Genomic DNA, 25,262 nt, shown 5'->3' with positions numbered 1-25,262 from the left:
GGCGACCCAACAGGTTAGATGATCGCAAACGAAGGTGCGCTTTATGCGCACCTTTTTTTCATTTCAGAACCCGCCTTCAACCTGAAACGCTTCAATTATTCCTGCAGTAATAATTTTTACATGCGAAATATGTGACGTAGATCCAATATTCAGCAGCGCAATTGATCGCAATCATTCCTGTTATTCCGCGCATGCTTTATTCTAGCTGAACCGTTTCAGTTGCAATTGAGTGGCATCATTTTGCAACGTTAAGCGGGCAATAATTCCCTGTACAAAACGCAGCGAAACGCTCAAGGTATTTGGCACGTTTTTTTGGCTGTTGTGGCAGGAAGTGAGATGACCGTTCGTATAGCAATTAATGGTTTTGGTCGTATTGGACGCAATGTGTTGCGTGCCTTGTATGAAACCGGCCGCCGCGCTGAAATTACTGTGGTGGCGATCAACGAACTGGCTGAAGCCACCGGCATGGCGCATTTGCTGAAGTATGATACCAGCCATGGTCGCTTTGCCTGGGATGTGCGTCAGGAGCGTGACCAGCTATTTGTTGGCGACGATACCATCCGCATTCTGCATCTTGCTGACATTGATGCACTGCCATGGCAGGAACTGAACGTCGATATCGTGCTGGATTGCACCGGCGTATACGGTAGCCGCGCAGATGGCGAAGCGCATCTGCAAGCGGGCGCGAAGAAGGTATTGTTCTCGCATCCGGGCGGTAACGATTTAGATGCCACCGTCGTGTTCGGCGTAAACGAACAGGCTCTTAAACAAACTGACCGCATTGTCTCCAACGCATCCTGCACCACCAACTGCATTATTCCGGTGATCAAGTTGCTGGATGACGCCTTCGGAATTGAGTCAGGCACCGTGACCACGATTCACTCGGCGATGCACGACCAACAGGTGATTGACGCCTATCACAGCGATCTGCGTCGTACCCGTGCCGCCAGCCAATCGATCATTCCGGTGGATACGCGTCTTGCTGCGGGCATTACCCGTATTTTTCCGAAATTTAACGATCGCTTTGAAGCCATCGCTGTGCGCGTGCCCACGATCAACGTGACAGCCATTGATTTGAGCGTTTCGGTACGCGAAGCCGTGAAGGCGTGTGAGGTCAATGCGTTGCTGCAAAACGCGTCAGAAGGGGCGTTTCGTGGTATAGTTGACTATACGGAATTACCGTTAGTCTCAGTAGATTTTAACCATGATCCGCACAGTGCCATAGTCGATGGCACGCAAACGCGGGTCAGTGGTCATCACCTGATCAAGACCTTGGTTTGGTGTGACAACGAATGGGGCTTTGCTAACCGCATGATCGACACCACGTTAGCAATGGCCGCAAGCGGTTTCAGGTAAGACGCGGACTGCGTCTGGCAAAACTTATGAGAATCAACGAGAGGGTTCACCATGTCTGTAATTAAGATGACCGATCTGGATCTTGCTGGCAAACGCGTTTTGATCCGAGCCGATCTCAACGTACCAGTGAAAGAAGGGAAAGTGACGTCAGATGCACGTATCCGTGCTTCTCTGCCTACCATCGAAGCGGCGTTGAAACAGGGCGCGAAAGTGATGGTTACCTCTCACCTGGGTCGTCCGACCGAAGGTGAATACAACGAAGAGTTCTCGCTCCTGCCTGTTGTTAACTACCTGAAAGACAAACTGAACGGCACTAACGTGACCCTGGCGAAAGACTACCTCGACGGCGTTGAAGTCGGCGCGGGTGAGCTGGTGGTTCTGGAAAACGTGCGCTTTAACAAAGGCGAGAAGAAAGACGAAGAGTCGCTGTCAAAGAAATATGCCGCCCTGTGCGACGTGTTCGTGATGGATGCCTTCGGTACTGCGCACCGCGCGCAGGCTTCGACCCACGGTGTGGGCAAGTTCGCACCAATCGCTTGTGCTGGCCCGCTGCTCTCTGCTGAACTGGAAGCGCTGGGTAAAGTCATGAGCAACCCACAGCGTCCGCTGGTGGCGGTTGTTGGTGGTTCTAAAGTGTCGACCAAATTCGACGTGCTGCAGTCTCTGGTGAAAATCGCTGATACCGTGATCGTTGGTGGCGGTATCGCTAACACCTTCGTGGCTATCGACAACAACGTCGGTAAATCACTGTACGAACCAGACTTCGTTGAAGCGGCGAAAAAGCTGCGTGACGAGCACGGTATTCCGGTTCCAACCGACTCTCGCGTGGGAACGGAATTCTCTGAAACTGCTCCGGCAACCGTGAAAAAAGTTTCCGAAGTGGCGGATAACGAAGAGATTATGGACTTCGGTGACGAAACCGCACAGGCGATGGCAAAACTGCTGAAAGAGGCAAAGACCATCCTGTGGAACGGTCCGGTTGGCGTATTTGAATTCCCGAACTTCCGCAAAGGCACCGAAATCGTGGCGAACGCGATTGCAGACAGCGACGCGTTCTCTGTTGCGGGCGGCGGCGATACCCTGGCAGCGATTGATCTGTTCGGTATCGAAGACAAGATCTCCTACATCTCTACCGGCGGTGGCGCATTCCTCGAGTTCGTGGAAGGCAAAAAACTGCCAGCGGTAGCAATGCTGGAAGAGCGCGCTAAGCAGTAATTTTTGGGGGCGGCGCTTCGGCGCCGTCTGAAGGCTTGCCCATCCTGGGCAAAAAATCGACGTCCCTTTGTGGGATGAACGGTAACGAAACAGGACACAACCATGTCTAAAATTTTTGATTTCGTAAAACCCGGCGTTGTCACTGGTGATGACGTTCAGAAAGTTTTCCAAGTAGCGAAAGAAAACAAATTCGCTCTGCCAGCAGTTAACTGCGTCGGCACGGACTCCATCAACGCGGTACTGGAAGCTGCGGCCAAAGTTAAAGCGCCGGTCATCGTTCAGTTCTCCAATGGTGGTGCTGCCTTCATCGCCGGTAAAGGTTTCAAAACCGACAAGCCACAGGGCGCAGCAATCTTCGGCGCTATCGCCGGTGCGCACCATGTGCATCTGATGGCTGAACAGTACGGCGTGCCAGTTATTCTGCACACCGACCACTGTGCTAAGAAACTGCTGCCATGGATCGACGGTCTGCTGGATGCCGGTGAAGAGCACTTCAAGAAAACCGGTAAGCCACTGTTCTCTTCTCACATGATTGACCTGTCAGAAGAATCACTGGAAGAGAACATTGAGATTTCTTCTAAGTACCTGGCGCGCATGGCGAAAATCGACATGACCCTGGAAATCGAACTGGGTTGCACCGGTGGTGAAGAAGACGGCGTGGACAACAGCCACATGGACGCTTCTGCCCTGTACACCCAGCCAGAAGACGTTGATTACGCGTACACCGAGCTGAGCAAAATCAGCCCGCGTTTCACCATCGCCGCTTCATTCGGTAACGTGCACGGCGTGTACAAGCCAGGCAACGTGAAACTGACTCCAACCATCCTGCGTGATTCTCAGGAATACGTGACCAAGAAACACAATCTGCCGCACAACGCGCTGGATTTCGTGTTCCACGGTGGTTCAGGTTCTTCTGCTGCAGAAATCGAAGAGTCTATTGGTTACGGCGTAATCAAGATGAACATCGATACCGATACCCAATGGGCGACCTGGGACGGCATCCTGCAGTACTACAAAAAGAACGAAGACTATCTGCAAGGCCAGTTGGGTAACCCAAATGGCGTGGATAGCCCGAACAAGAAATACTACGATCCACGCGTATGGCTGCGCTCTGCACAGGCCTCAATGGTTGTGCGTTTAGAGCAGGCTTTCAAAGAGCTGAACGCTGTCGACGTGCTGTAATTTTTCCGTACAGTACAAAAAAGGCCCGAAAGGGCCTTTTTTTATGCATTCGATTCGGAATAGTGAGTAAATTCAGCCCATCTTTGGCGCTTCATGCCATTTTTGTTTACCCTTGTACACGGGAGTGCCGGAGCTAATCTGGCCGTTTTTGCATTTTCCTGCGGGAAACTCAACAACAGGGCTAACAAATGGAAGACTTAAATGTCGTCGATGGCATTAACAGTGCCGGCGGCTGGCTGGTACGTAATCAGGCACTGATCCTGAGCTATGCGGTGAATATCGTTGCGGCGATCATCACCATCATTATTGGTATGTTCATTGCGCGTATCGTTTCAAATACGATCAATCGCGTACTGCAGGCGCGTCATATCGACGCTACCGTTGCAGACTTCCTCTCTGCCCTGGTGCGCTACGGCATTATCGCTTTCACCTTGATCGCGGCGCTGGGTCGCGTGGGCGTGCAAACCGCCTCGGTGATCGCCGTACTGGGTGCCGCTGGCTTGGCCGTGGGTCTGGCACTGCAAGGCTCTCTGTCCAACCTCGCAGCGGGTGTGCTGTTGGTGACCTTCCGTCCGTTCAAAACCGGTGAGTTCGTTGATTTGGGCGTGATGGGTACTGTGCAAAACGTGCAGATTTTCTCTACCACGCTGAAAACCGTGGATGGCAAAATCGTGGTGATCCCGAACGGTAAAATCATCGCCGCCAACATCGTTAACTTCTCGCGTGAGCCGATTCGTCGTAACGAATTTATTATCGGTGTGGCCTATGATGCGGACGTTGATCAGGTGATCGAGCTGTTACGTGAAGTCGTCGAAGCCGATGAACGTGTGCTGAAAGACATGGGCATTCAGATCGGTCTGAACGAACTGGCCGCCTCTTCACTGAACTTTGTGGTGCGCTGCTGGAGCAAAAGCGGTGACCTGCAAAACGTGTACTGGGATCTGCTGAAGAACTTCAAACGTGCACTGGACGCGAAGGGTATTGGCATTCCGTATCCGCAGATGGATGTGCATCTGCACCAGGTAAAAAGCGAGCAGCAGGCTGCACAAGCCGAGTAATCACTTAGTAGCGTTGTGTTTGAACGGTAAACTGCACAGCATCATATTAAGGTCGTCATTTATGGCGACCTTATTATTTTCTCTAATACCCGATTAAATCTTTCAATTTCCACTAATATCCTCGCGTCACTATACTGCATCGCATTACCTCGTTATTCAGGACTATCAACGTGTTATCTGTTTATTTACAAGGGCTTGCTCTTGGGGCTGCACTCATTCTGCCATTAGGCCCGCAAAACGCATTCGTGATGAACCAGGGTATTAAACGCCACTACCATTTGATGACTGCAGGATTGTGCACCCTGAGCGATATCGTGCTGATTTGCGGCGGCATCTTCGGCGGCAGTGCGCTGCTAAATCAATCCCCCATTATGCTGATGCTGATTACCTGGGCAGGCGTGGCGTTTCTGTTGTGGTACGGCTGGGGCGCACTGCGCAGCGCATGGCAGGGTGATGTGACGCTGGCCGATGATGCGGTGATGAAGCAAGGCCGCTGGCGCATTATTGCTACCATCGTGGCGGTGACCTGGCTCAATCCGCATGTCTACCTCGATACTTTCGTGGTGCTCGGTAGCCTGGGCAGTCAGCTGCCTTCTACCGCCGCGCGCCAGTGGTTCGCGTTGGGCACAGTGAGCGCGTCAATTATCTGGTTCTTTGGTCTGGCGCTGTTAGCCGCATGGCTGTCACCGCGTCTGCGCACAGTGCGCGCCCAGCGCATCATCAATCTGCTGGTGGGCGGCGTGATGTGGTTTATCGCCATCCAGTTAGCGCGTCAGGGCATTGCCGCGTTCTGATGCAGATGTAAACCGTACAGTGCGGGTAGCGCGCCCGCACTGGCGATCAGCTCTAAGCGTATCTGCCGGAAACTGACATCCTGCGGCACGACGTGGTGGCATAGCGAGTGATGATTGTCCTTCACTTCCACCAGTAACATCTCATCCAGCCATAACCGGTAATGTGTGGTGCAGTGCGGCGTCACTGCCTGCGCATGACCCATCTGCACCGTCTCCATCGCATGGTCGAAGTCGTTATCAAACAGCAGGGTGATTTGGCGTGCGTGTTGCTGTAGTTCCCATCGCCAGGTGACCGTCGGCTGAGCATCATCCAGTGCTGGCACCCAACAGTTGGTGTGCTGTTCCGGACGCAATTTGCCGTTGAGTAAATAATCGCGATGCCAGAGTTTTAGCGGCGTCTCCAGTGCGAACGCCAGCAGCACCTGATGTGGCGCACGGCGCGGCAGCCAGAAATCAAACTCGTCCACGCCGTAATCGCCGTCATTGATCTGCCTTGTGCGTTTGGCGACGCGCGGATTGAGGCTGTTGAACACCATCATCACGCCTGGCAAGCGCTGGCGGGTAAGTGCCACTTCAATCTCTGGCTGCTCTTCGAAGGCGATAAACAAATAGCGATCGACATCCGCCCGGTAATCAAAACTCAGGCGGTAGCTGCCCTGGTCGTTAACCGTGATTGTCTGGTTGGCGATATGCTGATCGCCGCAGGTGTTGGCCGGATTGTCACTGCTGAGCAGCGAAACCTGCAGTTTTTGCGTCTGTTTGGCGCGAAGCTGCACGGATATCGTCGGTAAGCGCTCACCGGCTTTCAGTGGCAGCAGCAACGCACAGCGCGATTGCAACGACTGCCAACCGCCATCGGCGGGCAGGGCGCTGAGTTGCAGGGTGCTACTGACCTCGATCTGCGCATCACTGACCGGGTTCAGCAATGGGTGGCGTGGGATAAACGCGCCCTGACGCAGCAGTTGTTGTTGCAACTGCGTGACGCGCTCCGGCTGTGCCAGCTGTTTCGGCGTGAGTTGCTGCTGCTGACAGATCGCCGCCGCACGTCCCACCACTTCACCCAGTATGCCGCAGGTGCACATCACGCGCGCGCTGCCAAAGGCCACGTGGGTGGCTGAAATTAAGCGACCGGTGAGCAGCAGATTATCCAGCGACTGGCTGTAAAGCGCACGGAACGGAATGGTGTAAGTGCCTTTGCTGTGAAACTGGCGGCAGCCATCGTGTTCGCTGTAAACGCCATCGGCCGGATGCAGGTCAATCGACCAGCCGCCGTAGGCGACGGCGTCGTAGTGATCGCGCTGTTCGATGATGTCCTGCTGGCAGAGCAGGGTGTCGCCAAGGAAGCGACGACTCTCGCGTTTGCCGGGAATTAATCCTACCCACTCAATGGTCAGGTTATCGGCATCCGGGAACTCGCCGGAGTTTTTAATGTAATCCCAAACGCCCCAGACGATTTTCCACAGCTCCCATTTGATGGTTTCGCTTTCGTGCACCGTATCGAGCCGTCCGCCCCATTCCAGCCACCACAAATCACAGCCGTTAAGATCGGAGGTCAGGCGTTTGTAACGCGGAATGGCGGTAATCTCTTTAAGCGCAAAAGAGGGCGGGACAAAGCGAACCGGCTGCGAAGTACGTTTGGTGTAGAAGTAGATTGAGTGGCCGAGTTTGTGGCCAAAATGTTCGCCTGGCGCCATCTTTTCGCCAAACTCTTCAACGGTTTCCGCACCCACGCGATGCGCTGCGCCCGCCAGATATCCCAGCACGCCATCGCCGCTGGCATCGATAAACTGGCTGGCCTTAACGTGATAGCGGGTCTGATTAATGGCGTTGAAGGCCTGCACCGATTGCAAATGACGGTCTGATTTCTCGATATCGGTGACCACGGTATTGAGCAACAGGGTTAATCCGGGCTGCGACTGCACCAAATCCAGCAGCACCATATCGAACAGCACCGGATTGCCCTCTTTGTTGCGCCACAGGTTCTCCTCCATGATCTCGCCCATGATGCCGCCTTCGCGCGCCCAGCGGTTGTTGTTGCCCATATGCGATGTCGCCCCGTTGGCCCACAAGCGCACTTCACTCGATGCGTTGCCACCCAGAACCGGGCGATCCTGAACCAACACCACCTTTAATCCGTCACGCGCGGCGGCCAGTGCGGCACACACGCCCGCGAGCCCACCGCCCGCCACCAACAAATCGGCCTGTAATTTTTGCTCTGGGAAGTGGCGCGCATTTTGCGAAGAGAAAGTCTGCATCATTTGCTTCCTGTCATGCTGAAGCTAAGATTGGTGTTTTGAGCGCCACAGGGTGAACTATGTCTTCTCAACCCAACCAAAGCCTGATTGATGGGATTCGCTGCTTGCAGTATTTGGTTTCCAGCGATAAAGCCGTGGGCTGCCGTGAACTGGCGCGACAGATGGACATGAACAGCACACGCGTTAACCGCCTGCTGATGACCATGGCCTCGATTGGCCTGACGATTCAGGACGAACATCGCCGCTATTTGCCCGGCCCGGGGATTCATGCTCTGGCGGCGCAGGCGATTCGCGGCTCCTCGCTGTTTGCCCAGGCGCTGCCGCAACTGGAAGCACACGCGCCACGCGACATCGTGGTGGCGCTGGGCGTGTTGTGGGAGGACCAGGTGATTTACATCTGGCACTCCGAACCGGGTGAGCGCACCAGTGCCAGCCAGGCGCTGGCCGGTTTCCGCATGCTGCCGGCGTGGCAGTCGGTGATTGGTGTGTCGCTGCTGGCGACAGAGAGTGATGAGCAGTTGCGTCCACGATTTACCGACGAACAGTGGGCGCAGATGGCGCCGTTGCTGGCGCGCAAGCGTGATGCAAACCACTTGATCTGGCACCGTGATGACGGCGAAATCAGCATGGCGCAGCCAATCAATAACAACCGCGCAGCGCTGGCGTTTGCCAAAATCTGGCAGGCAGACGATGCGCATCTGCAGCAGCGGGTGGCGCAGTTGCAGTCGCTGGCGAAAGTGCTGATCAGCGCGCGCTGACATGCTCGATTTTCCCGACCACGAACAGATAGCTGCAAATGCCTATCGCGGCCAGCACGGCAATAAAGCCGAGTGCTGGCGCGAAATTGTCGCCATCGATCAACGCGCCAATGGCAATCGGCACCACAATAGCAGAAAGCGCGCCGGTGAAATTGAATACGCCGCCCGCTAAGCCAATCAGATGGCGAGGTGCCAGTGCGGTGACAAACACCCAGGTGATGGTCGCGAGGCCGTTGCCAAAGAACGCTAGCGACATAAACAGCACGATGAGCGTGGCGTCGTCGGTGTAATTGGCGCCAAGAATAAACAGCGTCAGGAACAGGCCAAGGATCACCGGCAATTTACGCGCCACGCTGGGCGACACGCCTCGGCGTATCATGCGATCCGAAGCGAAACCTGCCAGCAGTACGCCACAGAAAGCGGCGAAGTAGGGCACGGAAGCCACATAGCCGCTTTTAATGAAGCCCATATGGCGATACTCCACCAGATAGGTCGGGAACCAGGTGAGGAAGAACCAAAAGGTGGCGGAGATGGTGAACTGGCCGATATAGATACCCACCAGTTTTCGGCTGCGAAACATTTGTGCCAGATCGGCCCAGCGGGCCTTCGGCTGCAGCGTGTGCTGACGGCTCTCGAGTAAGGCACCGTTGCTGCGCAGGTAGTTTAATTCGGCTTCTGACACGCCTTTATGCTCATGTGGCTCACGGTAAAGCAGATACCACACCAGCGCCCAGATCATCCCGGCCACACCGGTGATCAGAAACAGTCCGCGCCAGCCAAAGGCATCCTGCACGTGAAACAGAAGTGGCGTCATGCAGGCGAGTCCAACGAACTGGGCCGAGGAGTAAATGCCGATGGCGCTGGCACGCTCCTGTTCCGGGAACCAGCTGGATATTACGCGGTTATTCGAAGGCATCACCGGCGCTTCAAAAGCACCAACGCCCAGACGTAGTCCGAAGAGCGCACCGAAGCTGTTGGCGAGCGCATGCAGAGCGGTGATCAATGACCAGGCAAACAGTCCTACGCCATACACCAGTCGCGCGCCGAGACGATCGATCAGAAAACCGCCGGGGATCTGCAGCGCCGCATAGATCCAGCCAAATGCTGAGAAGATCAACCCCATCTCCATTGGCGTAAAGCGCAGTTCACCGGCCATTTGCGTGGCGGCCACAGAGAGATTGGTACGATCCATGTAGTTGATGATGATGTTGATAAACACCAGACCCAACATCAGGAATCGGGTACGTCCGGCGCGTACGGCATCGGCGCTGTGGCTAAGGGGCTGTTCTGTCATAATACAACTCTCCCGGAGGCTAGAATTGTTTCTTTAATAGAAACACTAAGGCGAACTTTCCGCGAATCTGTCAGCATAGTTTTGCGATCGCGGATACGTTAAAAACGCCGTTATCCGAACTTTTTGGTGATTTCAAACTCAGACCATCACGCATAGTAATGTGTTTTAGGTTTAGCCATAGTGGCGACCTGTAAATTGAACCTTCAAGGAGGACTTTCGTGAAACTGAAAGCACTGGCGCTGGCCGCCGTTATGAGCACGGGCGTAATGTCAGCGATGGTACAAGCGGGTGAAGTCCCGAATGGCCCGCATGTTGTGACCTCCGGTCAGGCAAGCGTCGATGCCCGCCCGGATATCGCGACACTCTCCATCGTGGTGAATGTTTCTTCGAAAGATGCGGCAGATGCGAAAAAACAAGCTGATGACCGCGTGGCGCAATATTTCGATTTCCTGCAAAAGAACGGTATCGAAAAGAAAGATATTGATGCGGCAAACCTGAGCACGCAACCCGAGTATGACTACACCAAAGAAGGGAAGTCCGTACTGAAAGGTTATCGTGCGGTGCGTCAGGTGCAGGTGACCTTACGTCAGCTGGATAAACTGAATGAGTTGCTGGACGGCGCGCTGAAATCCGGCCTGAATGAAATCCGTTCGGTAGAGCTGGGCGTGGCGAATGCCGATGCTTATAAAGATCAGGCACGCAAAGCGGCGATTGCTAACGCCACTCAGCAGGCAGGCGCATTGGCAGAAGGCTTTAATGCGAAATTAGGCCCGGTATACAGCATCCGCTATCACGTGGCGAACTATCAGCCAATGCCAATGGCGCGCATGTACAAAGCGGCTGCCGCCCCTGCGGATACCACCGCGCAGCAGACCTATGAGCAGCAGAGCATTCACTTTGACGATCAGGTGGATGTGGTGTTCGAGATTAAGCCGAATACAGCTCAGTAATCTGATGTGTTGAATCATAGCGGCGTGATTTATGGCGCTGAACGGCAGCAATACTGCTGTTCATTCATGCGATAAACCGCGCCGCTATGCTCATCGGTAATTGGGATTAGGCTGTCGCCGTATCCTGACGCAATACGCGATGACCGTGTGCAATCAATGCATCCGTCACGCTGCGCATTAAGCGGCTCTCTGGCGCGAAGCGGTGCCAGTAAAGCATGCGACGCTGATAAAGACCCGGCGTCAAATCCACCAAATCCCCTTGTGCCAGTTCACGCTCAATCTGTAAGTGCGGAATCATACAGCACACCGAACCCTGACGCGCCAGCTGCACGAAGGCTTCCGACGAGTTAACAATGTGGCACGGTACGCTACCCGGGGACAGATCAAAGTTCTGCTGTAAAAACGCCTGATGCATATCATCGAGATGGTCAAACGCCACCGCGGGAGCTTTCAACAAAGCCGAACGCGTGACGCCATTCGGGAAGTAGCGCGCAGCAAAATCCGGCGAGGCGCAGAACAGATAATCCAGTGCACCCAATTGATCCACCAGACAGCTTGGCAGCGGCTGCGGTTGAATACTGACAGCACCAACCACTTCACCACGACGCAGGCGTTCCTGAGTACGGGTTTCATCTTCGACCTGCAGATTCAGGCGCACCGGTGAATCGGCCAGCACATCTTTCAGCGCAGGCAGCAGCCAGGTCGCCAGACTGTCGGCGTTGACCGCCAGTGACAGCAGCAATGGCGTGGTGCCGCCGTTGTCATCACCCAGCCACTCTTCTTCCAGCAACTCGACTTGATGTAACAGTGCCAGCAGTTTTTGTCCTTGCTCGGTCGGACGCGGCGGCACGGTACGCACCAGCAGCGGCTGACCAAATAAATTTTCCAGCTGTTTAATGCGCTGTGACACCGCAGACTGCGTGATGCAGAGTTTTTGGGCCGCACGCTCAAAACCGCGCTCGCGAATCACAGCATCCAGCGCCTGAAGCGTTCGATAATCCGGGCGTTTCATTGTTGTTCTCTCTCGTTCAGGATGGAAAGTACTATGCCACAAAACTGTCATATTGTGCTGCGGCGCTTTTTTGCGGGCTGGCTTCCAAAGGCTTAAATCGATGCGTTAACAGCCGCGCATTTTCACGACGCCTTGTTTTATACTACGCGCACTTCGATGTCGCACAGGTTTTAAACATACCATGACCCAGGATGAACTGAAAAAAGCGGTTGGTTGGGCAGCACTGCAGTACGTGCAACCCGGCACCATTGTTGGCGTTGGCACCGGTTCAACAGCGGCGCATTTTATTGATGCGCTTGGCACCATGAAAGATCAGATTGAAGGCGCGGTCTCCAGTTCGGAAGCCTCGACGGAAAAACTCAAAGCCCTGGGGATTCCGGTTTTTGATTTGAATAATGTGGATGAGCTGTCGGTGTATGTTGATGGCGCGGACGAAATCAATCCACAGATGCAGATGATCAAAGGCGGCGGCGCAGCGCTGACGCGTGAGAAAATTGTCGCAGCGGTGGCGAAGAAGTTCATCTGCATTGCGGATGCCTCCAAAGAGGTGGATATCCTGGGTAACTTCCCGCTGCCGGTGGAAGTGATTCCGATGGCGCGTGCATTTGTCGCGCGTGAACTGGTGAAGCTGGGGGGCCAGCCGGAGTATCGTCAGAACGTGGTGACCGACAACGGCAACATTATTCTCGACGTGCATAATCTGCGTATTCTCGACCCGATTGCATTGGAAAAAACCATCAATGCACTGCCGGGCGTGGTCACCGTGGGCTTGTTTGCTGCGCGTGGTGCTGATGTGGCGTTGATCGGCACGGCAGAGGGTGTGAAAACCATCACTTATTGATCTGATAGCGCACTCACCGGCGCGAGTGCTGCGCCGGTTATTTCCATCTGCAAAACATCTTTTCTTGCTGGGGTGAAATTTGGTGACTTATGTCACAAAAGATTCATCAACAGCAGGTTCGTACTTCGGCGCACTCGCATCCCACGATTTTGTACGGCTTTGTGCTGCCTCAACGTGGGCGCGTGCTGGCGGTCAGGCAATCGTTTGTATTGCCGCGCTCGAAATTTTTGATATTTTGGCAGAAGGCTACCTTATGGTAGTCCTCGTTGAATTCTGAATAGGGTCGGGAAATGGCAAAGGTATCACTGGAAAAAGACAAGATTAAGTTCCTGCTGGTGGAAGGCGTTCACCAGAGTGCACTGGATAATCTGCGTGCTGCGGGTTACACCAACATCGAATTCCACAAAGGGGCACTGGATGCGGAGTCGCTGAAGTCCTCCATCCGCGATGCGCACTTCATTGGTATCCGTTCCCGTACCCAACTGACTGAAGAGATCTTTGCGGCGGCTGAGAAGCTGGTCGCAGTGGGCTGCTTCTGTATCGGTACTAACCAGGTTGACCTGAATGCGGCCGCAAAACGCGGTGTGCCGGTCTTCAATGCGCCATTCTCTAACACTCGTTCAGTGGCTGAGCTGGTGATTGGTGAAATGCTGCTGATGCTGCGCGGGATCCCTGAAGCGAACGCCAAAGCTCACCGTGGTATCTGGAACAAAGTGGCTAACGGCTCGTTCGAAGCGCGCGGTAAGAAACTGGGCATCATTGGCTACGGCCATATCGGGATGCAGCTGGGCGTGCTGGCAGAAGGCCTGGGCATGCACGTGTTCTTCTACGATATCGAAACCAAACTGCCGCTGGGTAATGCGACACAGGTTCGTCACCTGTCCGATTTGCTGAATATGAGCGACGTGGTCAGCCTGCACGTACCAGAAAATGCTTCAACGCAAAACATGATTGGCGCTGAAGAGCTGGCGCTGATGAAGCCGGGCGCACTGTTGATCAACGCCGCACGCGGCACCGTGATTGATATTCCAGCCCTGTGCAACGCCCTGGCGAATAAGCATCTGTCCGGCGCGGCCATCGACGTCTTCCCGGTTGAACCAGCGACCAATAGCGATCCGTTCAACTCACCGCTGTGCGAGTTTGATAACGTGATCCTGACGCCACATATCGGGGGCTCGACTCAGGAAGCGCAGGAAAACATCGGCCTGGAGGTGTCGGGCAAGCTGGCGAAATACTCTGACAACGGTTCTACGCTGTCTGCGGTTAACTTCCCGGAAGTGTCTCTGCCGATGCACGCTGCTAGCGTCAGCCGCTTGCTGCACATCCATGAGAACCGTCCTGGAGTGCTGACCGCGATTAACCAGATCTTTGCCGAGCAGAGCATCAACATCGCCGCTCAGTATCTGCAGACCTCGCCGGTAATGGGTTATGTGGTTATCGATATCGATGCAGAAGAAGATGTGGCGGAAAAAGCGCTGCAGCTGATGAAAGCGATTCCGGGCACCATTCGCGCCCGTCTGCTGTACTGATGATTCAGGGCACCATGCGTGCCCGTTCATCTTGCTGATTGCTCAGGGCGCCACATCGTTTGGCGCCCTTTGTTTTATCGTTCGGCGCTATCCCACTGCCACAGCTTTGACGGCGTCAAAATAGCAGGCAAGGGGACATCCCATGCCGCGACTGGCAATGCCTCAACACGCTGGCAATCGTGCGCAATGCCCATCGGTAAAAAGCCATGCTGCTGCCAATGCTGCAGCGTGCGATCGTAAAAACCGCCCCCCATGCCCAATCGCTGCCCCTGGTGGTCAAACGCCACTAACGGCACCAGCATCACATCTAACTGATCAAGAGTGGCCATCTGCGTGATATCCAGCGGCGGTTCAGGGATACGTAGTTTGTTTGGCGTCAGAGAAGTTTCAGGCGTGTAGCGCAGAAACAGCAGATGGCCGGGAGCGAAAGGATGCAGTACCGGCAAATAAACCTGCTTTTTCTGCTGCCACAGCTTGGCAATCAGCGGGCGGGTGTTGATTTCGCCATCGACAGATAAAAACAGAGCGATGCGTTGGGCATTAGCGATAGGCGCAAAGTTGATAGCGTGCTCGGCGAGCAGATCGGCAGCTTGTTCCTGCTGTTCAGGCGTAAGGTTGCGACGCAGATGGCGCACATGCTGACGAATGTCCTGGCGATCAAGTAGGGAAGGTGCGGTCATGATGCCCCCCGGCAGAGTCGGCTATTTGGCCAACTATATCATGCGAAGCGGGAGATTCGCGTCATACTTCAGGTACAGGGGGTTAACTGCGCTCATGCACCCCAATCACTCAATTTGTTAAGCTGATTGGGATTCATTTGCTTGCCGCCTTGCTGAAACATGAGTCTCTGGCGAAGGGGACGAAAGAGGAGATCTCCGAGATGCCGCCGCAGGCTGTAACCCTTGAACCCTTGGTTCAAGGTGAATATGCCGTCGCAACCATCAGGCTTCTCGGACGGACCGAGCATGCTCACAGGTTACGGAGCGTCACATTCTGTTGGTATGAAATATCGGCTCAGGGGACTGGCCCGCTTGCAAACATCTCAGAGAAAATTGACTTCACCGTCACTCTAACACGAGTACCATGAAGTGTTATTCGAATTTAGGGCCCTGGCGATCAGTTATGCGACCTTGCTCAACTAATGCTTGTTCAATGGTCTGCTGCAGCATGCGGATACGTTGTTCCATGTTTGCTGCATAGTCGCGCGTCTTGCCTTTTTCCTGTGCCAGCTCGTGGCAGATATTTAAGGCGGCGATGAACACCAGTTGCTCTGTATTGGTGACTCTAGTGCGAACTTTTAAATCTTGCAACCGTTGATTGAGATCCTCAGCAGCCAGATTCAGCGCATCTTGCTGTTCGGGAGGACAATTTACTCTCAATGAACGACCAAAAATCTGAATATCTACCGGTTGTGCAGACATGCCACCATCCTGACTGATTACTCTGTTCGCATCTCCCTTACCTGTCAATGGGTTGGGAGGTGCGCAACTATATAGAGCCGCGATATAAGTTACAACCCCTTTTCTGGAAACCCTGAGGCACCTGGTGGTAGCATAACACGAACTTATTCTGCCAACGACGACCAAAGCCTATGTCTTTACAGAACGAAACTCCTGGTTACAACGCGCTAGCCGCAGCCCTTTCTCAGCAGGGCGTGGGCATGACGCCAGCCGAAATGCACGGATTGCTGTCCGGCATTTTGTGTGGTGGCAACAAAGACACCCGCTGGAAAACCATGGTCCATGACCTCACCAACGAAGGCATGGCGTTTTCACAAAGCCTGTCACAGCCGCTGCAGGCGCTGCATGAAAATCTGAGCAATACGCTGGAAGACGAGGGTTTCATGTTCCAGCTGATGCTGCCGGAAGATGATGACATCACCGTCTTCGATCGCGCGGATGCGCTCGCGGGCTGGGTCAATCATTTTCTGCTCGGCTTAGGCGTTACGCAGCCGAAGCTGGATAAAGTCACTGGCGAAACCGGCGAAGCGATTGATGATTTGCGCACCATCGCGCAGCTCGGTTACGACGAAGATGAAGATCAGGAAGAGCTGGAGCAGTCGCTGGAAGAAGTGATTGAGTATGTGCGCGTGGCGGCTTTGCTTTGCCATGACACATTCACTCGTCAGCACACGCCAACTGCGCCGGAAGTGCAAAAGCCAACGTTACACTAAGTGCGTTATTGCGGGCGTGTGGTGCCCGTTTCAACAGGGAGTGCAAACATGATTACACTGGATACTTTCCAGCAACGTCGTCAGGCGCTGATTGCCCGTATGGCACCTGGCAGCGCCGCTTTGATTTTCGCTGCACCTGAAGTGACCCGCAGCAACGACACGGAATACAACTTCCGCCAAAACAGCGACTTCTGGTATTTCACCGGGTTCAATGAACCGCAGGCGCTGCTAGTGCTGATCAAAAGTGATGACAAGCATAACCACAGCGTGCTGTTCAATCGTGTTCGCGACCTTACCGCTGAGATCTGGTTTGGCCGCCGCCTCGGGCAAGATGCCGCACCCGCTAAGCTTGGCGTTGACCGCGCTTTACCGTGGGATGACATCGGTGAGCAATTGCATCAGCTGCTCAACGGGCTTGATGTGGTGTATCACGCTCAGGGTGAGTACGCAGAAGCTGACCAACGGGTGTTCAGCGCGTTGGAAAAACTGCGTCGCGGCTTCCGTCAGAATCTCAGCGCGCCTGCCACTGTCACCGACTGGCGTCCCTGGGTGCACGATATGCGCCTGTTCAAAAGCGAAGCTGAGATTGAAATCCTGCGCCGTGCGGGAAAAATCAGTGCGCTGGCGCATACTCGTGCGATGCAAGCCTGCCGTCCGGGGATGTTTGAGTATCAGCTTGAAGGCGAAATTCACCATGAATTCAATCGCCACGGCGCACGTTTCCCTTCTTACAACACCATTGTGGGATCGGGTGAGAACGGCTGCATCCTGCATTACACCGAAAACGAAAGTGAAATGCGCGATGGTGATTTGGTGCTGATTGATGCGGGTTGTGAATTCCACGGTTATGCCGGGGACATCACCCGCACCTTCCCGGTTAATGGCAAATTCACGCAACCTCAGCGCGAGATTTACGACATCGTGCTGGCCTCGCTGTACAAAGCGCTGTCGATGTTCCGCCCTGGCATCAGCATCCACGACGTCAATGACGAAGTGGTGCACATCATGATCACCGGTCTGGTCGATCTCGGCATTCTGGAAGGCAATATCGATACGCTGTTCGAAGAGCAGGCGCACCGCCCGTTCTTCATGCACGGCTTGAGTCACTGGCTGGGGCTGGATGTGCATGACGTCGGCCATTACGGTACACCAAGCCGTGACCGCATTCTCGAACCGGGCATGGTGCTGACCATTGAACCTGGCCTGTACATTGCGCCGGATGCGAAAGTCCCACCGCAGTATCGCGGTATCGGTATCCGTATCGAAGATGACATCGTGATCACCGCTGACGGCAACGAAAACCTGACCGACAGCGTCGTGAAAGATGCTGATGCGATTGAAGCCTTGATGGCAGCGGCACGCCACGCATGAGCATTTTGATTGCAGGCGGCGGCATGACCGGGGCAACCCTGGCGCTGGCGATTTCGCATCTGACGCAAGGCCAACTGCCCGTCACGCTCATTGAGCGCAGTCTGCCGGATAGCCGCAAACATCCGGGCTTTGATGGCCGGGCGATTGCGTTAGCGGCGGGCACCTGTCAGCAGCTGGCGGATATCGATGTATGGCGCTCGCTCGCAGATTGCGGCACGCCGATCACGGATATTCACGTCTCTGACCGTGGCCACACCGGTTTTGTGCAGCTCAAGGCGGATGATTATCAGGTCCCAGCGCTGGGGCAGGTGGTTGAGCTGTTTGATGTGGGCCAGCGCCTGTTCCAGCGTCTGAAAAGTGCGCCTGGTGTGACGCTGCGCTGCCCGGATTACGTCACGACGGTGGTGCGATCAGCAGAGTCTGTCACGGTGACACTCAACAGCGGCGAGCAGCTACAGGGCGCGTTGCTGGTGGCAGCCGATGGCTCACGTTCGCCCCTTGCGGCGTCCTGCGGCATGACCTGGCAGCGGGACGATTATCAGCAGCTGGCGGTGATTGCCAACGTCACCACGCAGCAACCGCATCAGGGGCGTGCTTTTGAACGCTTCACCGAGCACGGTCCGCTGGCGCTATTACCGATGTCTGGCAATCGCATGTCGCTGGTATGGTGCCATCCCGTCGAGGCAGAAGCGACAGTTAAACAGTGGGATGATGCGACCTTCCTGCACGAGCTTCAAAAAGCGTTTGGCTGGCGCTTAGGGCGTTTCACCCATACCGGCCAGCGCGAAGTGTATCCGCTGGCGCTGCAAACCGCTGAACGTCAGGTGGCGCATCGTCTGGCGCTGGTGGGCAATGCGGCGCAAACGCTGCATCCTATTGCGGGCCAGGGTTTTAACCTGGGCTTGCGCGATGTGATGTCGCTGGCGGAAACGCTGGCAGGCGCGCATCGTCAGCAGCAGGATGTTGGCAGCTATGGCGTTTTGCAGCACTTCGCTGCACGCCGTCAACCGGATCGCGCCGCGACAATCGGCGTGACCGATGGCCTGGTGCGGCTGTTTGCCAATCGTTATGCGCCCTTAGTGGCGGGAAGAAATCTTGGGCTGGTGGCAATGGACCATCTGCCATGGCTGCGAAACCCACTTGCCGCGCGCACGCTCGGCTGGGTGAAGCGTTGAGCATGAATTAAGGGGCAGCAATGCAAACATTTGATGTGGCTATCGCCGGTGGCGGTATGGTAGGTCTGGCCGTCGCCTGCGGATTACAGGGCAGCGGCCTGCGCGTTGCCGTGCTGGAGAAAGCACCTGAGCCACAATTTGATCCAGCGAGCGCCGCATCGATTCGCGTCTCGGCGATCAATGCTGCCAGCGAACGTCTGCTGCAAAAGCTGGATGTCTGGTCCAGCATCCTGGCGTTGCGCGCCAGTGCCTATCACGGCATGGAAGTGTGGGATCAAGACAGCTTTGGTTCCATCAGCTTTGATGATGAGCAGCAAGGCTTATCCCATCTCGGCCATATTATTGAAAACGAAGTGATTCACAGCGCACTGTGGCAGCGCGCCAGCCAGTGTAGCGACATCACCTTATTTGCCCCTGCGCAGTTACAGCAGGTGGCCTTTGGCGACAACGAAGCGTTCGTCACTTTGCAGGACGGCAGCATGATGAGTGCGCGCCTGCTGATTGCCGCGGATGGGGCAAACTCCTGGCTGCGCGACAAAGCCGATATCCCGATTACCTTCTGGGATTACGATCATCACGCGCTGGTCGCCAATATCCGCACCGATATGCCGCACGATGCGATTGCGCGTCAGGTGTTCCATGGCGACGGCATTCTGGCGTTCCTGCCTATGCAGGACCCGCACCTGTGCTCTATCGTCTGGTCGCTGTCGCCACAAGAAGCGGCCCGCGTGCAGTCGATGCCAGAAGCATTATTCAACCAGCATTTGTCGGTCGCCTTCGATATGCGCCTCGGCTTGTGCCATGTTGAAAGCGAGCGCAAAACCTTCCCACTGATGGCGCGCTATGCCCGTAACTTTGCCGCGCACCGCCTGGCACTGGTGGGCGATGCCGCGCACACCATTCATCCGCTGGCCGGACAGGGCGTTAACCTTGGCTTCATGGATGCCGCGGAACTGATCGGTGAAATTCGTCGTCTGCATCAGGAAGGGAAAGATATCGGGCAGCACCTTTATCTGCGACGTTATGAGCGCAGCCGCAAGCACAGTGCGGCAATGATGCTGGCGGGCATGCAGGGATTCCGTGAGCTGTTTGCCGGCACCCATCCGGCGAAAAAGCTACTGCGTGATGTGGGATTGAAACTGGCTGACACATTGCCGGGCGTCAAACCGATGATGCTGAAGCAGGCCATGGGGCTAAATGATATGCCCAGCTGGATTCGTTAAATTCTCTTTAAATGGCGCCGATTCAGGCGCCATTTTTTTGCATGAATCACTGTCTCGTCATACCAAAAGCCGCTCCTAAAGTGACAGTTACGTCTGCGCTGGGACGTTGCAGGCTGTGTTTGGACAAGCGCATTTTAATTAGCTTTTTCACCCTATGCACTGCTCTGGTGCACCTCTGCACTCAAATTGCGCCTCGTTTGATTTATTCTAATTTTACTCGCCAATTCGCATTACTTTAACTAATGAAGGTGTCGCGGGTTCGCCGGACCTATTTCCCGTACTGAGGCGTGTGTTCCATTATCAGGCTGTGTTTATCGTTATTAATTGTATTTTATGCGCGGTTAATCACAAAAATGCAGTGAGTTGTGCTGTGGTGGGTTTGGTGCGTGCTGAAGGGTGGTACTGTTTCGCCCTCGTTTTCCTTATGGTTAATCGCCGCGTTCGGTGGTAACTTCAGCACAAAGAGAACGTTTGCGTCAGCCTGCACAGGCGACGCAGGCGCGTCACACTCACTTGTTTTCACAGGATGGTTATGACTCAGCAAACGCCTCTATTCGAACAGCATCAGGCATGCGGTGCGCGCATGGTGGACTTTCATGGCTGGATGATGCCACTGCATTACGGCTCGCAAATGGATGAGCATCATGTGGTGCGCAACGATGCCGGTATGTTTGATGTTTCCCACATGACCATCGTCGATCTGCGCGGTGCTCGCACCCGTGAATTCCTGCGTTATCTGCTGGCCAACGATGTCGCCAAACTGACCCAACCCGGCAAAGCCCTCTACACCGGCATGCTGAATGCTTCGGCTGGCGTCATTGATGATTTGATTGTTTACTTTATGACCGAAGACTTTTTCCGCTTAGTGGTGAACTCCGCGACGCGTGAGAAAGATTTGGCGTGGATCAAACAGCACGCTCAGCCGTTTGGCGTCGAACTCACCGAGCGTGACGACCTGGCGCTGATTGCCGTACAAGGCCCGCAAGCGCAGCAGAAAGCTCAGACATTGTTCACTGCGGCGCAGCGTGAAGCTGTAGCGGGCATGAAACCGTTCTTTGGTGTGCAAAGCGAAAACCTGTTCATCGCCACCACCGGTTACACCGGTGAAGCCGGTTATGAAATTGCGATGCCGAACAGTGAAGCAGCAGATTTCTGGCAGAAGCTGCTGGCGGCAGGCGTCAAACCGGCTGGCCTGGGTGCGCGTGACACGCTGCGTCTGGAAGCGGGGATGAATCTCTACGGTCAGGAAATGGATGAAGGCGTTTCACCGCTGGCGGCTAACATGGGTTGGACTGTGAGCTGGGAACCAGCCGATCGCGATTTCATCGGCCGCGAGGCGCTAGAAGCGCAACGTGAAAAAGGCACCGAGAAGCTGGTGGGTTTGATCATGACCGAAAAAGGGGTGTTGCGTAACGGCTTGCCGGTACGTTTCACCGATGAACAAGGTCAGCCACAGCAGGGTATTATTACCAGTGGTTCCTTCTCCCCGACGCTGGGTTACAGCATCGCGCTGGCACGTGTGCCAGCGGGCATTGGTGAGCAAGCGATTGTAGAGATCCGCAATCGTGAAATGCCGGTGAAAGTCACCAAACCGATTTTTGTTCGCGCCGGCAAGCCGGTCGCTCAGTAATTTTTCAGGAGAAATGGCGATGAGCAATGTGCCTAATGAATTGAAATACCGCGATAGTCACGAGTGGGTGCGTAAAGAAGCCGATGGCACCTTCACCGTGGGTATCACCGAACACGCGCAGGAACTGCTGGGCGATATGGTGTTTGTGGATCTGCCTGATGTGGGCGCCACTTTCGCTGCCGGTGATGACTGTGCCGTCGCGGAGTCCGTGAAAGCTGCCTCAGACATCTATGCACCACTGAGCGGTGAAATCGTTGCCGTGAACGAAGAGCTGGCCGACGCACCGGAGCTGGTCAACAGCGAACCGTACGCCGCAGGCTGGTTATTCCGTATCAAAGCCAGCGACGTTTCAGAACTTGATTCGATGCTCGACGCCGATGCCTACAAAGGCGCTATCGACGAGTAACCGGTAGTCATCGGAGGTGCTGCATTGCAGCGCCTTCTTTTTTATCTGCCTGATTTAATGCCATTTTTGTAACCCAGCCCGATTCAGGATTTACTGCAAATGACCCAGACTCTCAGCCAGCTTGAACACAACGGTGCCTTCATTGAGCGCCATATCGGTCCTACACCCGCGCAGCAGGCCACCATGCTGGAAGCGATTGGTGCCAGCTCTCTGGAATCACTGATCAGCGCCATCGTGCCTGCCGACATCCAATTGCCAGGCCCGCCTGCGGTCGGTGATGCCGCGACCGAACAGCAAGCGCTGGCAGAGCTGAAAGCCATTGCCAGTCAGAACCAAATCTACAAATCCTGGATCGGCATGGGCTACAGTGCCGTGATCACCCCACCGGTTATCCTGCGAAACATGCTGGAAAACCCGGGCTGGTACACCGCGTACACCCCGTATCAGCCAGAAGTATCGCAGGGCCGCCTTGAAGCGCTGCTGAACTTCCAGACCCTGACGCTGGACTTAACCGGTCTGGATATCGCCTCTGCTTCACTGCTCGATGAAGCCACTGCCGCCGCCGAAGCGATGGCGATGGCGAAGCGCGTCAGCAAACTGAAAAATGCCGGTAAATTCTTTATCGCCGAAGACATCCATCCGCAAACCCTGGATGTGGTGCGCACGCGTGCAGAAACCTTTGGTTTTGAACTGATCATCGACAGCGCCAGCAAAGCGCTGGATCACGACGACCTGTTTGGCGTGCTGCTGCAGCAGGTGGGCACCAGCGGTGAAGTGCATGACTACCGTGCACTGATTGCCGAGCTGAAAAGCCGCAAAGTGGTGGTGAGCGTGGCCGCCGATTTCATGGCGCTGGTGCAGTTAGAAGCACCGGGCAAGCAGGGCGCAGACATCGTTTTCGGTTCCGCTCAGCGCTTTGGTGTGCCGATGGGTTACGGCGGTCCACACGCTGCGTTCTTCGCCAGCCGCGATGAGCACAAACGTTCAATGCCGGGTCGTATCATCGGTGTTTCACGTGATGCTGCTGGCAACACTGCACTGCGTATGGCGATGCAAACCCGTGAGCAGCACATCCGTCGTGAGAAGGCCAACTCCAACATCTGTACGTCACAGGTGCTGCTGGCGAACATCGCCGGCCTGTATGCGGTTTATCATGGTCCGGCGGGCCTGAAGCGCATCGCCTCACGCATTCATCGTCTGACCAGTATTCTGGCCGCTGGCCTGAAAAACGGTGGACTGAAGCTGCGTCATAACAGCTGGTTCGATACCTTAACGGTTGAAGTCGCCGATAAAGCCGAAGTGCTGAATCGCGCGCTGAGCTTTGGCGTCAACCTGCGCAGTGACGTGCTCAACGGCGTGGGTATCACGCTGGATGAAACCACCTCACGCGAAGATGTGCAGACGCTGTTTGCCATTCTGCTGGGTGATGCGCACGGTCAGGAGATTGATGCTCTGGATGCCAGCGCCGCTGCGGAAAACAGCGCTATTCCGGCAGGCATGTCACGTGAAAGTGAGTTCCTGACCCATCCAGTGTTTAACCGTCATCACAGCGAAACCGAGATGATGCGTTACATGCACAGCCTGGAGAAAAAGGATCTGGCGCTGAACCAGGCGATGATCCCGCTCGGTTCGTGCACCATGAAACTCAACGCCGCAGCCGAAATGATCCCGATTACCTGGCCAGAATTCGCCGAGCTGCATCCATTCTGCCCGGCAGAACAGGCTTCAGGCTATCTGCAGATGATTGGCCAGCTGTCACAGTGGCTGGTACAGCTCACCGGTTATGATGCGCTCTGCATGCAGCCAAACTCTGGTGCGCAGGGTGAATATGCTGGTCTGTTGGCGATTCGTCGTTATCACGAGAGCCGCAACGAAGGTGGACGTAATGTCTGCCTGATCCCAAGTTCTGCGCACGGTACTAACCCGGCTTCCGCACAGATGGCGGGCATGGCAGTGGTGGTGGTGGCCTGTGATAAACAAGGCAACATCGATCTCGGCGATCTGCGTGAGAAAGCCGCTCAGGTTGGCGATGAGCTGTCTTGCATCATGGTGACTTATCCTTCAACCCACGGCGTGTACGAAGAAACCATTCGTGAAGTGTGCCAGATCGTGCATCAGTATGGCGGTCAGGTTTACCTGGATGGCGCCAACATGAACGCCCAGGTGGGCATCACCACGCCAGGTTACATCGGCGCAGATGTCTCGCACCTTAACCTGCATAAAACCTTCTGCATTCCGCACGGCGGTGGCGGTCCAGGCATGGGCCCAATCGGCGTGAAAGCGCACCTGGCTCCGTTTGTACCAGGTCACAGCGTGGTGCAAATTGATGGCGTGCTGACGCAGCAAGGCGCAGTCTCTGCCGCACCATTCGGTAGTGCCTCGATTCTGCCAATCAGCTGGATGTACATCCGCATGATGGGCGCGGAGGGTCTGAAGCAGGCGAGTTCGGTAGCCATTCTGAATGCCAACTACATTGCCAGCCGTCTGCAATCGGCTTATCCAATCCTGTATGCCGGTCGCGATGGTCGCGTGGCGCACGAATGTATTCTCGATATCCGTCCGCTGAAAGAACAGACCGGTATCAGCGAGCTGGATATTGCCAAACGTCTGATCGATTACGGCTTCCACGCGCCAACCATGTCCTTCCCGGTGGCCGGAACACTGATGGTTGAGCCAACGGAATCCGAAAGCAAAATCGAGCTGGATCGCTTTATCGATGCGATGCTCTCCATCCGCATGGAGATTGACCGCGTCGCTGATGGCGAATGGCCAGCCGAGGATAATCCACTGGTAAATTCACCTCATACTCAGATGGAGATCGTTGGCGAGTGGGCGCATCCATACACCCGCGAACTGGCGGTGTTCCCGGCAGGTAGCGCCAACAAATACTGGCCAACCGTGAAGCGTCTGGATGATGTGTTTGGTGACCGCAACGTGTTCTGCTCCTGTGTTCCAATGAGCGAATACCAATAATTTAGCCGTTATGCTCAGGGCCGCCGTTGTATTGGCGGCACTCATTCACCTCGCTCACGGACTTATA

The 25,262-nt window shown here is 55.1% G+C and carries 21 protein-coding genes and 1 other RNA gene; 16 read left to right on the top strand and 6 right to left on the bottom strand.

Annotated features, from left to right (window positions below; translation table 11 throughout):
• Positions 1–336: 336 nt before the first annotated feature.
• The 5 genes from epd (at position 337) to argO (ending at position 5,605) form a co-directional block, all read left to right on the top strand.
• Positions 337–1,356, top strand: a complete 1,020-nt coding sequence (gene epd, locus WFP70_RS14390) for an erythrose-4-phosphate dehydrogenase (RefSeq protein ID WP_034823224.1) — start codon at positions 337–339, stop codon at positions 1,354–1,356.
• 51 nt (positions 1,357–1,407) lie between these two features.
• A complete protein-coding gene (gene pgk, locus WFP70_RS14385; RefSeq protein WP_160868287.1) occupies positions 1,408–2,571 on the top strand; it encodes a phosphoglycerate kinase in 1,164 nt (387 codons plus the stop codon).
• A 102-nt stretch (positions 2,572–2,673) separates the two neighbouring features.
• Positions 2,674–3,753, top strand: coding sequence for a class II fructose-bisphosphate aldolase (gene fbaA, locus WFP70_RS14380; RefSeq protein ID WP_034823221.1), 1,080 nt, complete (start codon positions 2,674–2,676; stop codon positions 3,751–3,753).
• Between the two features lie 188 nt (positions 3,754–3,941).
• Positions 3,942–4,811, top strand: a complete 870-nt coding sequence (gene mscS, locus WFP70_RS14375; protein WP_034823219.1) for a small-conductance mechanosensitive channel MscS — start codon at positions 3,942–3,944, stop codon at positions 4,809–4,811.
• A gap of 170 nt (positions 4,812–4,981) precedes the next feature.
• Positions 4,982–5,605 (top strand): arginine exporter ArgO, encoded by a 624-nt coding sequence (gene argO / locus WFP70_RS14370; RefSeq protein WP_160833069.1) that lies wholly within the window; start codon positions 4,982–4,984, stop codon positions 5,603–5,605.
• Here argO and WFP70_RS14365 read toward each other — a convergent pair.
• Entirely contained in the window at positions 5,584–7,860 is a 2,277-nt protein-coding gene (locus tag WFP70_RS14365; protein ID WP_442956347.1) for an FAD-dependent oxidoreductase, read from the bottom strand. The genes argO and WFP70_RS14365 overlap by 22 nt on opposite strands.
• A gap of 59 nt (positions 7,861–7,919) precedes the next feature.
• On the opposite strand from WFP70_RS14365, the gene WFP70_RS14360 reads away from it, so the two are divergent.
• Entirely contained in the window at positions 7,920–8,618 is a 699-nt protein-coding gene (locus WFP70_RS14360) for an IclR family transcriptional regulator domain-containing protein (RefSeq protein WP_337023650.1), read from the top strand.
• On the opposite strand, the gene WFP70_RS14355 is transcribed toward WFP70_RS14360, so the two are convergent.
• Positions 8,605–9,912, bottom strand: coding sequence for an MFS transporter (locus tag WFP70_RS14355; RefSeq protein ID WP_337023649.1), 1,308 nt, complete (start codon positions 9,910–9,912; stop codon positions 8,605–8,607). The two genes, WFP70_RS14360 and WFP70_RS14355, sit on opposite strands and share 14 nt — an antisense overlap.
• A gap of 218 nt (positions 9,913–10,130) precedes the next feature.
• Here WFP70_RS14355 and WFP70_RS14350 point away from each other — a divergent pair, with 218 nt between their 5' ends.
• Positions 10,131–10,862 carry an oxidative stress defense protein gene (locus WFP70_RS14350; RefSeq protein WP_045814671.1) on the top strand — a complete coding sequence of 244 codons (732 nt, stop codon included), beginning with the start codon at positions 10,131–10,133 and terminating at the stop codon, positions 10,860–10,862.
• 106 nt (positions 10,863–10,968) lie between these two features.
• On the opposite strand, the gene WFP70_RS14345 is transcribed toward WFP70_RS14350, so the two are convergent.
• The gene (locus WFP70_RS14345; RefSeq protein ID WP_034823211.1) at positions 10,969–11,874 is read right to left on the bottom strand and encodes a LysR family transcriptional regulator ArgP; all 906 of its coding nucleotides are present in this window, start codon (positions 11,872–11,874) and stop codon (positions 10,969–10,971) included.
• A gap of 181 nt (positions 11,875–12,055) precedes the next feature.
• On the opposite strand from WFP70_RS14345, the gene rpiA reads away from it, so the two are divergent.
• Both rpiA and serA read left to right on the top strand, forming a co-directional pair.
• Positions 12,056–12,715 (top strand): ribose-5-phosphate isomerase RpiA, encoded by a 660-nt coding sequence (gene rpiA / locus WFP70_RS14340; RefSeq protein WP_058961895.1) that lies wholly within the window; start codon positions 12,056–12,058, stop codon positions 12,713–12,715.
• Positions 12,716–13,005: 290 nt separating this feature from the next.
• Complete coding sequence (gene serA / locus WFP70_RS14335; protein WP_337023648.1) at positions 13,006–14,244, top strand: phosphoglycerate dehydrogenase; 1,239 nt, start codon at positions 13,006–13,008, stop codon at positions 14,242–14,244.
• 74 nt (positions 14,245–14,318) lie between these two features.
• On the opposite strand, the gene WFP70_RS14330 is transcribed toward serA, so the two are convergent.
• The 3 genes from WFP70_RS14330 to zapA all read right to left on the bottom strand — a co-directional run bounded on the left by WFP70_RS14330 (position 14,319) and on the right by zapA (position 15,665).
• On the bottom strand, positions 14,319–14,924 hold the full coding sequence (locus WFP70_RS14330; protein ID WP_097118032.1) for a 5-formyltetrahydrofolate cyclo-ligase: 606 nt from the start codon (positions 14,922–14,924) through the stop codon (positions 14,319–14,321).
• 188 nt (positions 14,925–15,112) lie between these two features.
• Positions 15,113–15,296, bottom strand: a non-coding RNA gene (gene ssrS / locus WFP70_RS14325) — 6S RNA.
• 39 nt (positions 15,297–15,335) lie between these two features.
• Positions 15,336–15,665, bottom strand: a complete 330-nt coding sequence (gene zapA, locus WFP70_RS14320) for a cell division protein ZapA (protein ID WP_034823204.1) — start codon at positions 15,663–15,665, stop codon at positions 15,336–15,338.
• 170 nt (positions 15,666–15,835) lie between these two features.
• On the opposite strand from zapA, the gene WFP70_RS14315 reads away from it, so the two are divergent.
• The 7 genes from WFP70_RS14315 to gcvP all read left to right on the top strand — a co-directional run bounded on the left by WFP70_RS14315 (position 15,836) and on the right by gcvP (position 25,195).
• Positions 15,836–16,417, top strand: coding sequence for a YecA/YgfB family protein (locus tag WFP70_RS14315; RefSeq protein WP_034823202.1), 582 nt, complete (start codon positions 15,836–15,838; stop codon positions 16,415–16,417).
• A gap of 48 nt (positions 16,418–16,465) precedes the next feature.
• Complete coding sequence (gene pepP, locus WFP70_RS14310; RefSeq protein ID WP_160833071.1) at positions 16,466–17,788, top strand: Xaa-Pro aminopeptidase; 1,323 nt, start codon at positions 16,466–16,468, stop codon at positions 17,786–17,788.
• Positions 17,785–18,963, top strand: a complete 1,179-nt coding sequence (gene ubiH / locus WFP70_RS14305) for a 2-octaprenyl-6-methoxyphenyl hydroxylase (protein WP_337023647.1) — start codon at positions 17,785–17,787, stop codon at positions 18,961–18,963. The genes pepP and ubiH overlap by 4 nt, the downstream gene beginning before the upstream one ends.
• Positions 18,964–18,983: 20 nt before the next feature.
• Entirely contained in the window at positions 18,984–20,186 is a 1,203-nt protein-coding gene (ubiI, locus tag WFP70_RS14300) for an FAD-dependent 2-octaprenylphenol hydroxylase (protein ID WP_160833073.1), read from the top strand.
• Between the two features lie 532 nt (positions 20,187–20,718).
• Positions 20,719–21,816, top strand: coding sequence for a glycine cleavage system aminomethyltransferase GcvT (gene gcvT / locus WFP70_RS14295; protein ID WP_337023646.1), 1,098 nt, complete (start codon positions 20,719–20,721; stop codon positions 21,814–21,816).
• A gap of 19 nt (positions 21,817–21,835) precedes the next feature.
• Positions 21,836–22,222: a glycine cleavage system protein GcvH gene (gene gcvH / locus WFP70_RS14290; RefSeq protein WP_034823193.1), complete on the top strand. Its 387-nt coding sequence runs from the start codon at positions 21,836–21,838 to the stop codon at positions 22,220–22,222.
• Positions 22,223–22,321: 99 nt separating this feature from the next.
• Entirely contained in the window at positions 22,322–25,195 is a 2,874-nt protein-coding gene (gene gcvP / locus WFP70_RS14285) for an aminomethyl-transferring glycine dehydrogenase (protein ID WP_337023645.1), read from the top strand.
• Positions 25,196–25,262: the final 67 nt, after the last annotated feature.

Source organism: Pantoea sp. USMM079 (assembly GCF_037153115.1).
GTDB lineage: Bacteria > Pseudomonadota > Gammaproteobacteria > Enterobacterales > Enterobacteriaceae > Pantoea > Pantoea communis.
Note: the sequence above shows the minus strand (reverse complement) of the source record. Positions and strands in the feature narration are given on the sequence as shown.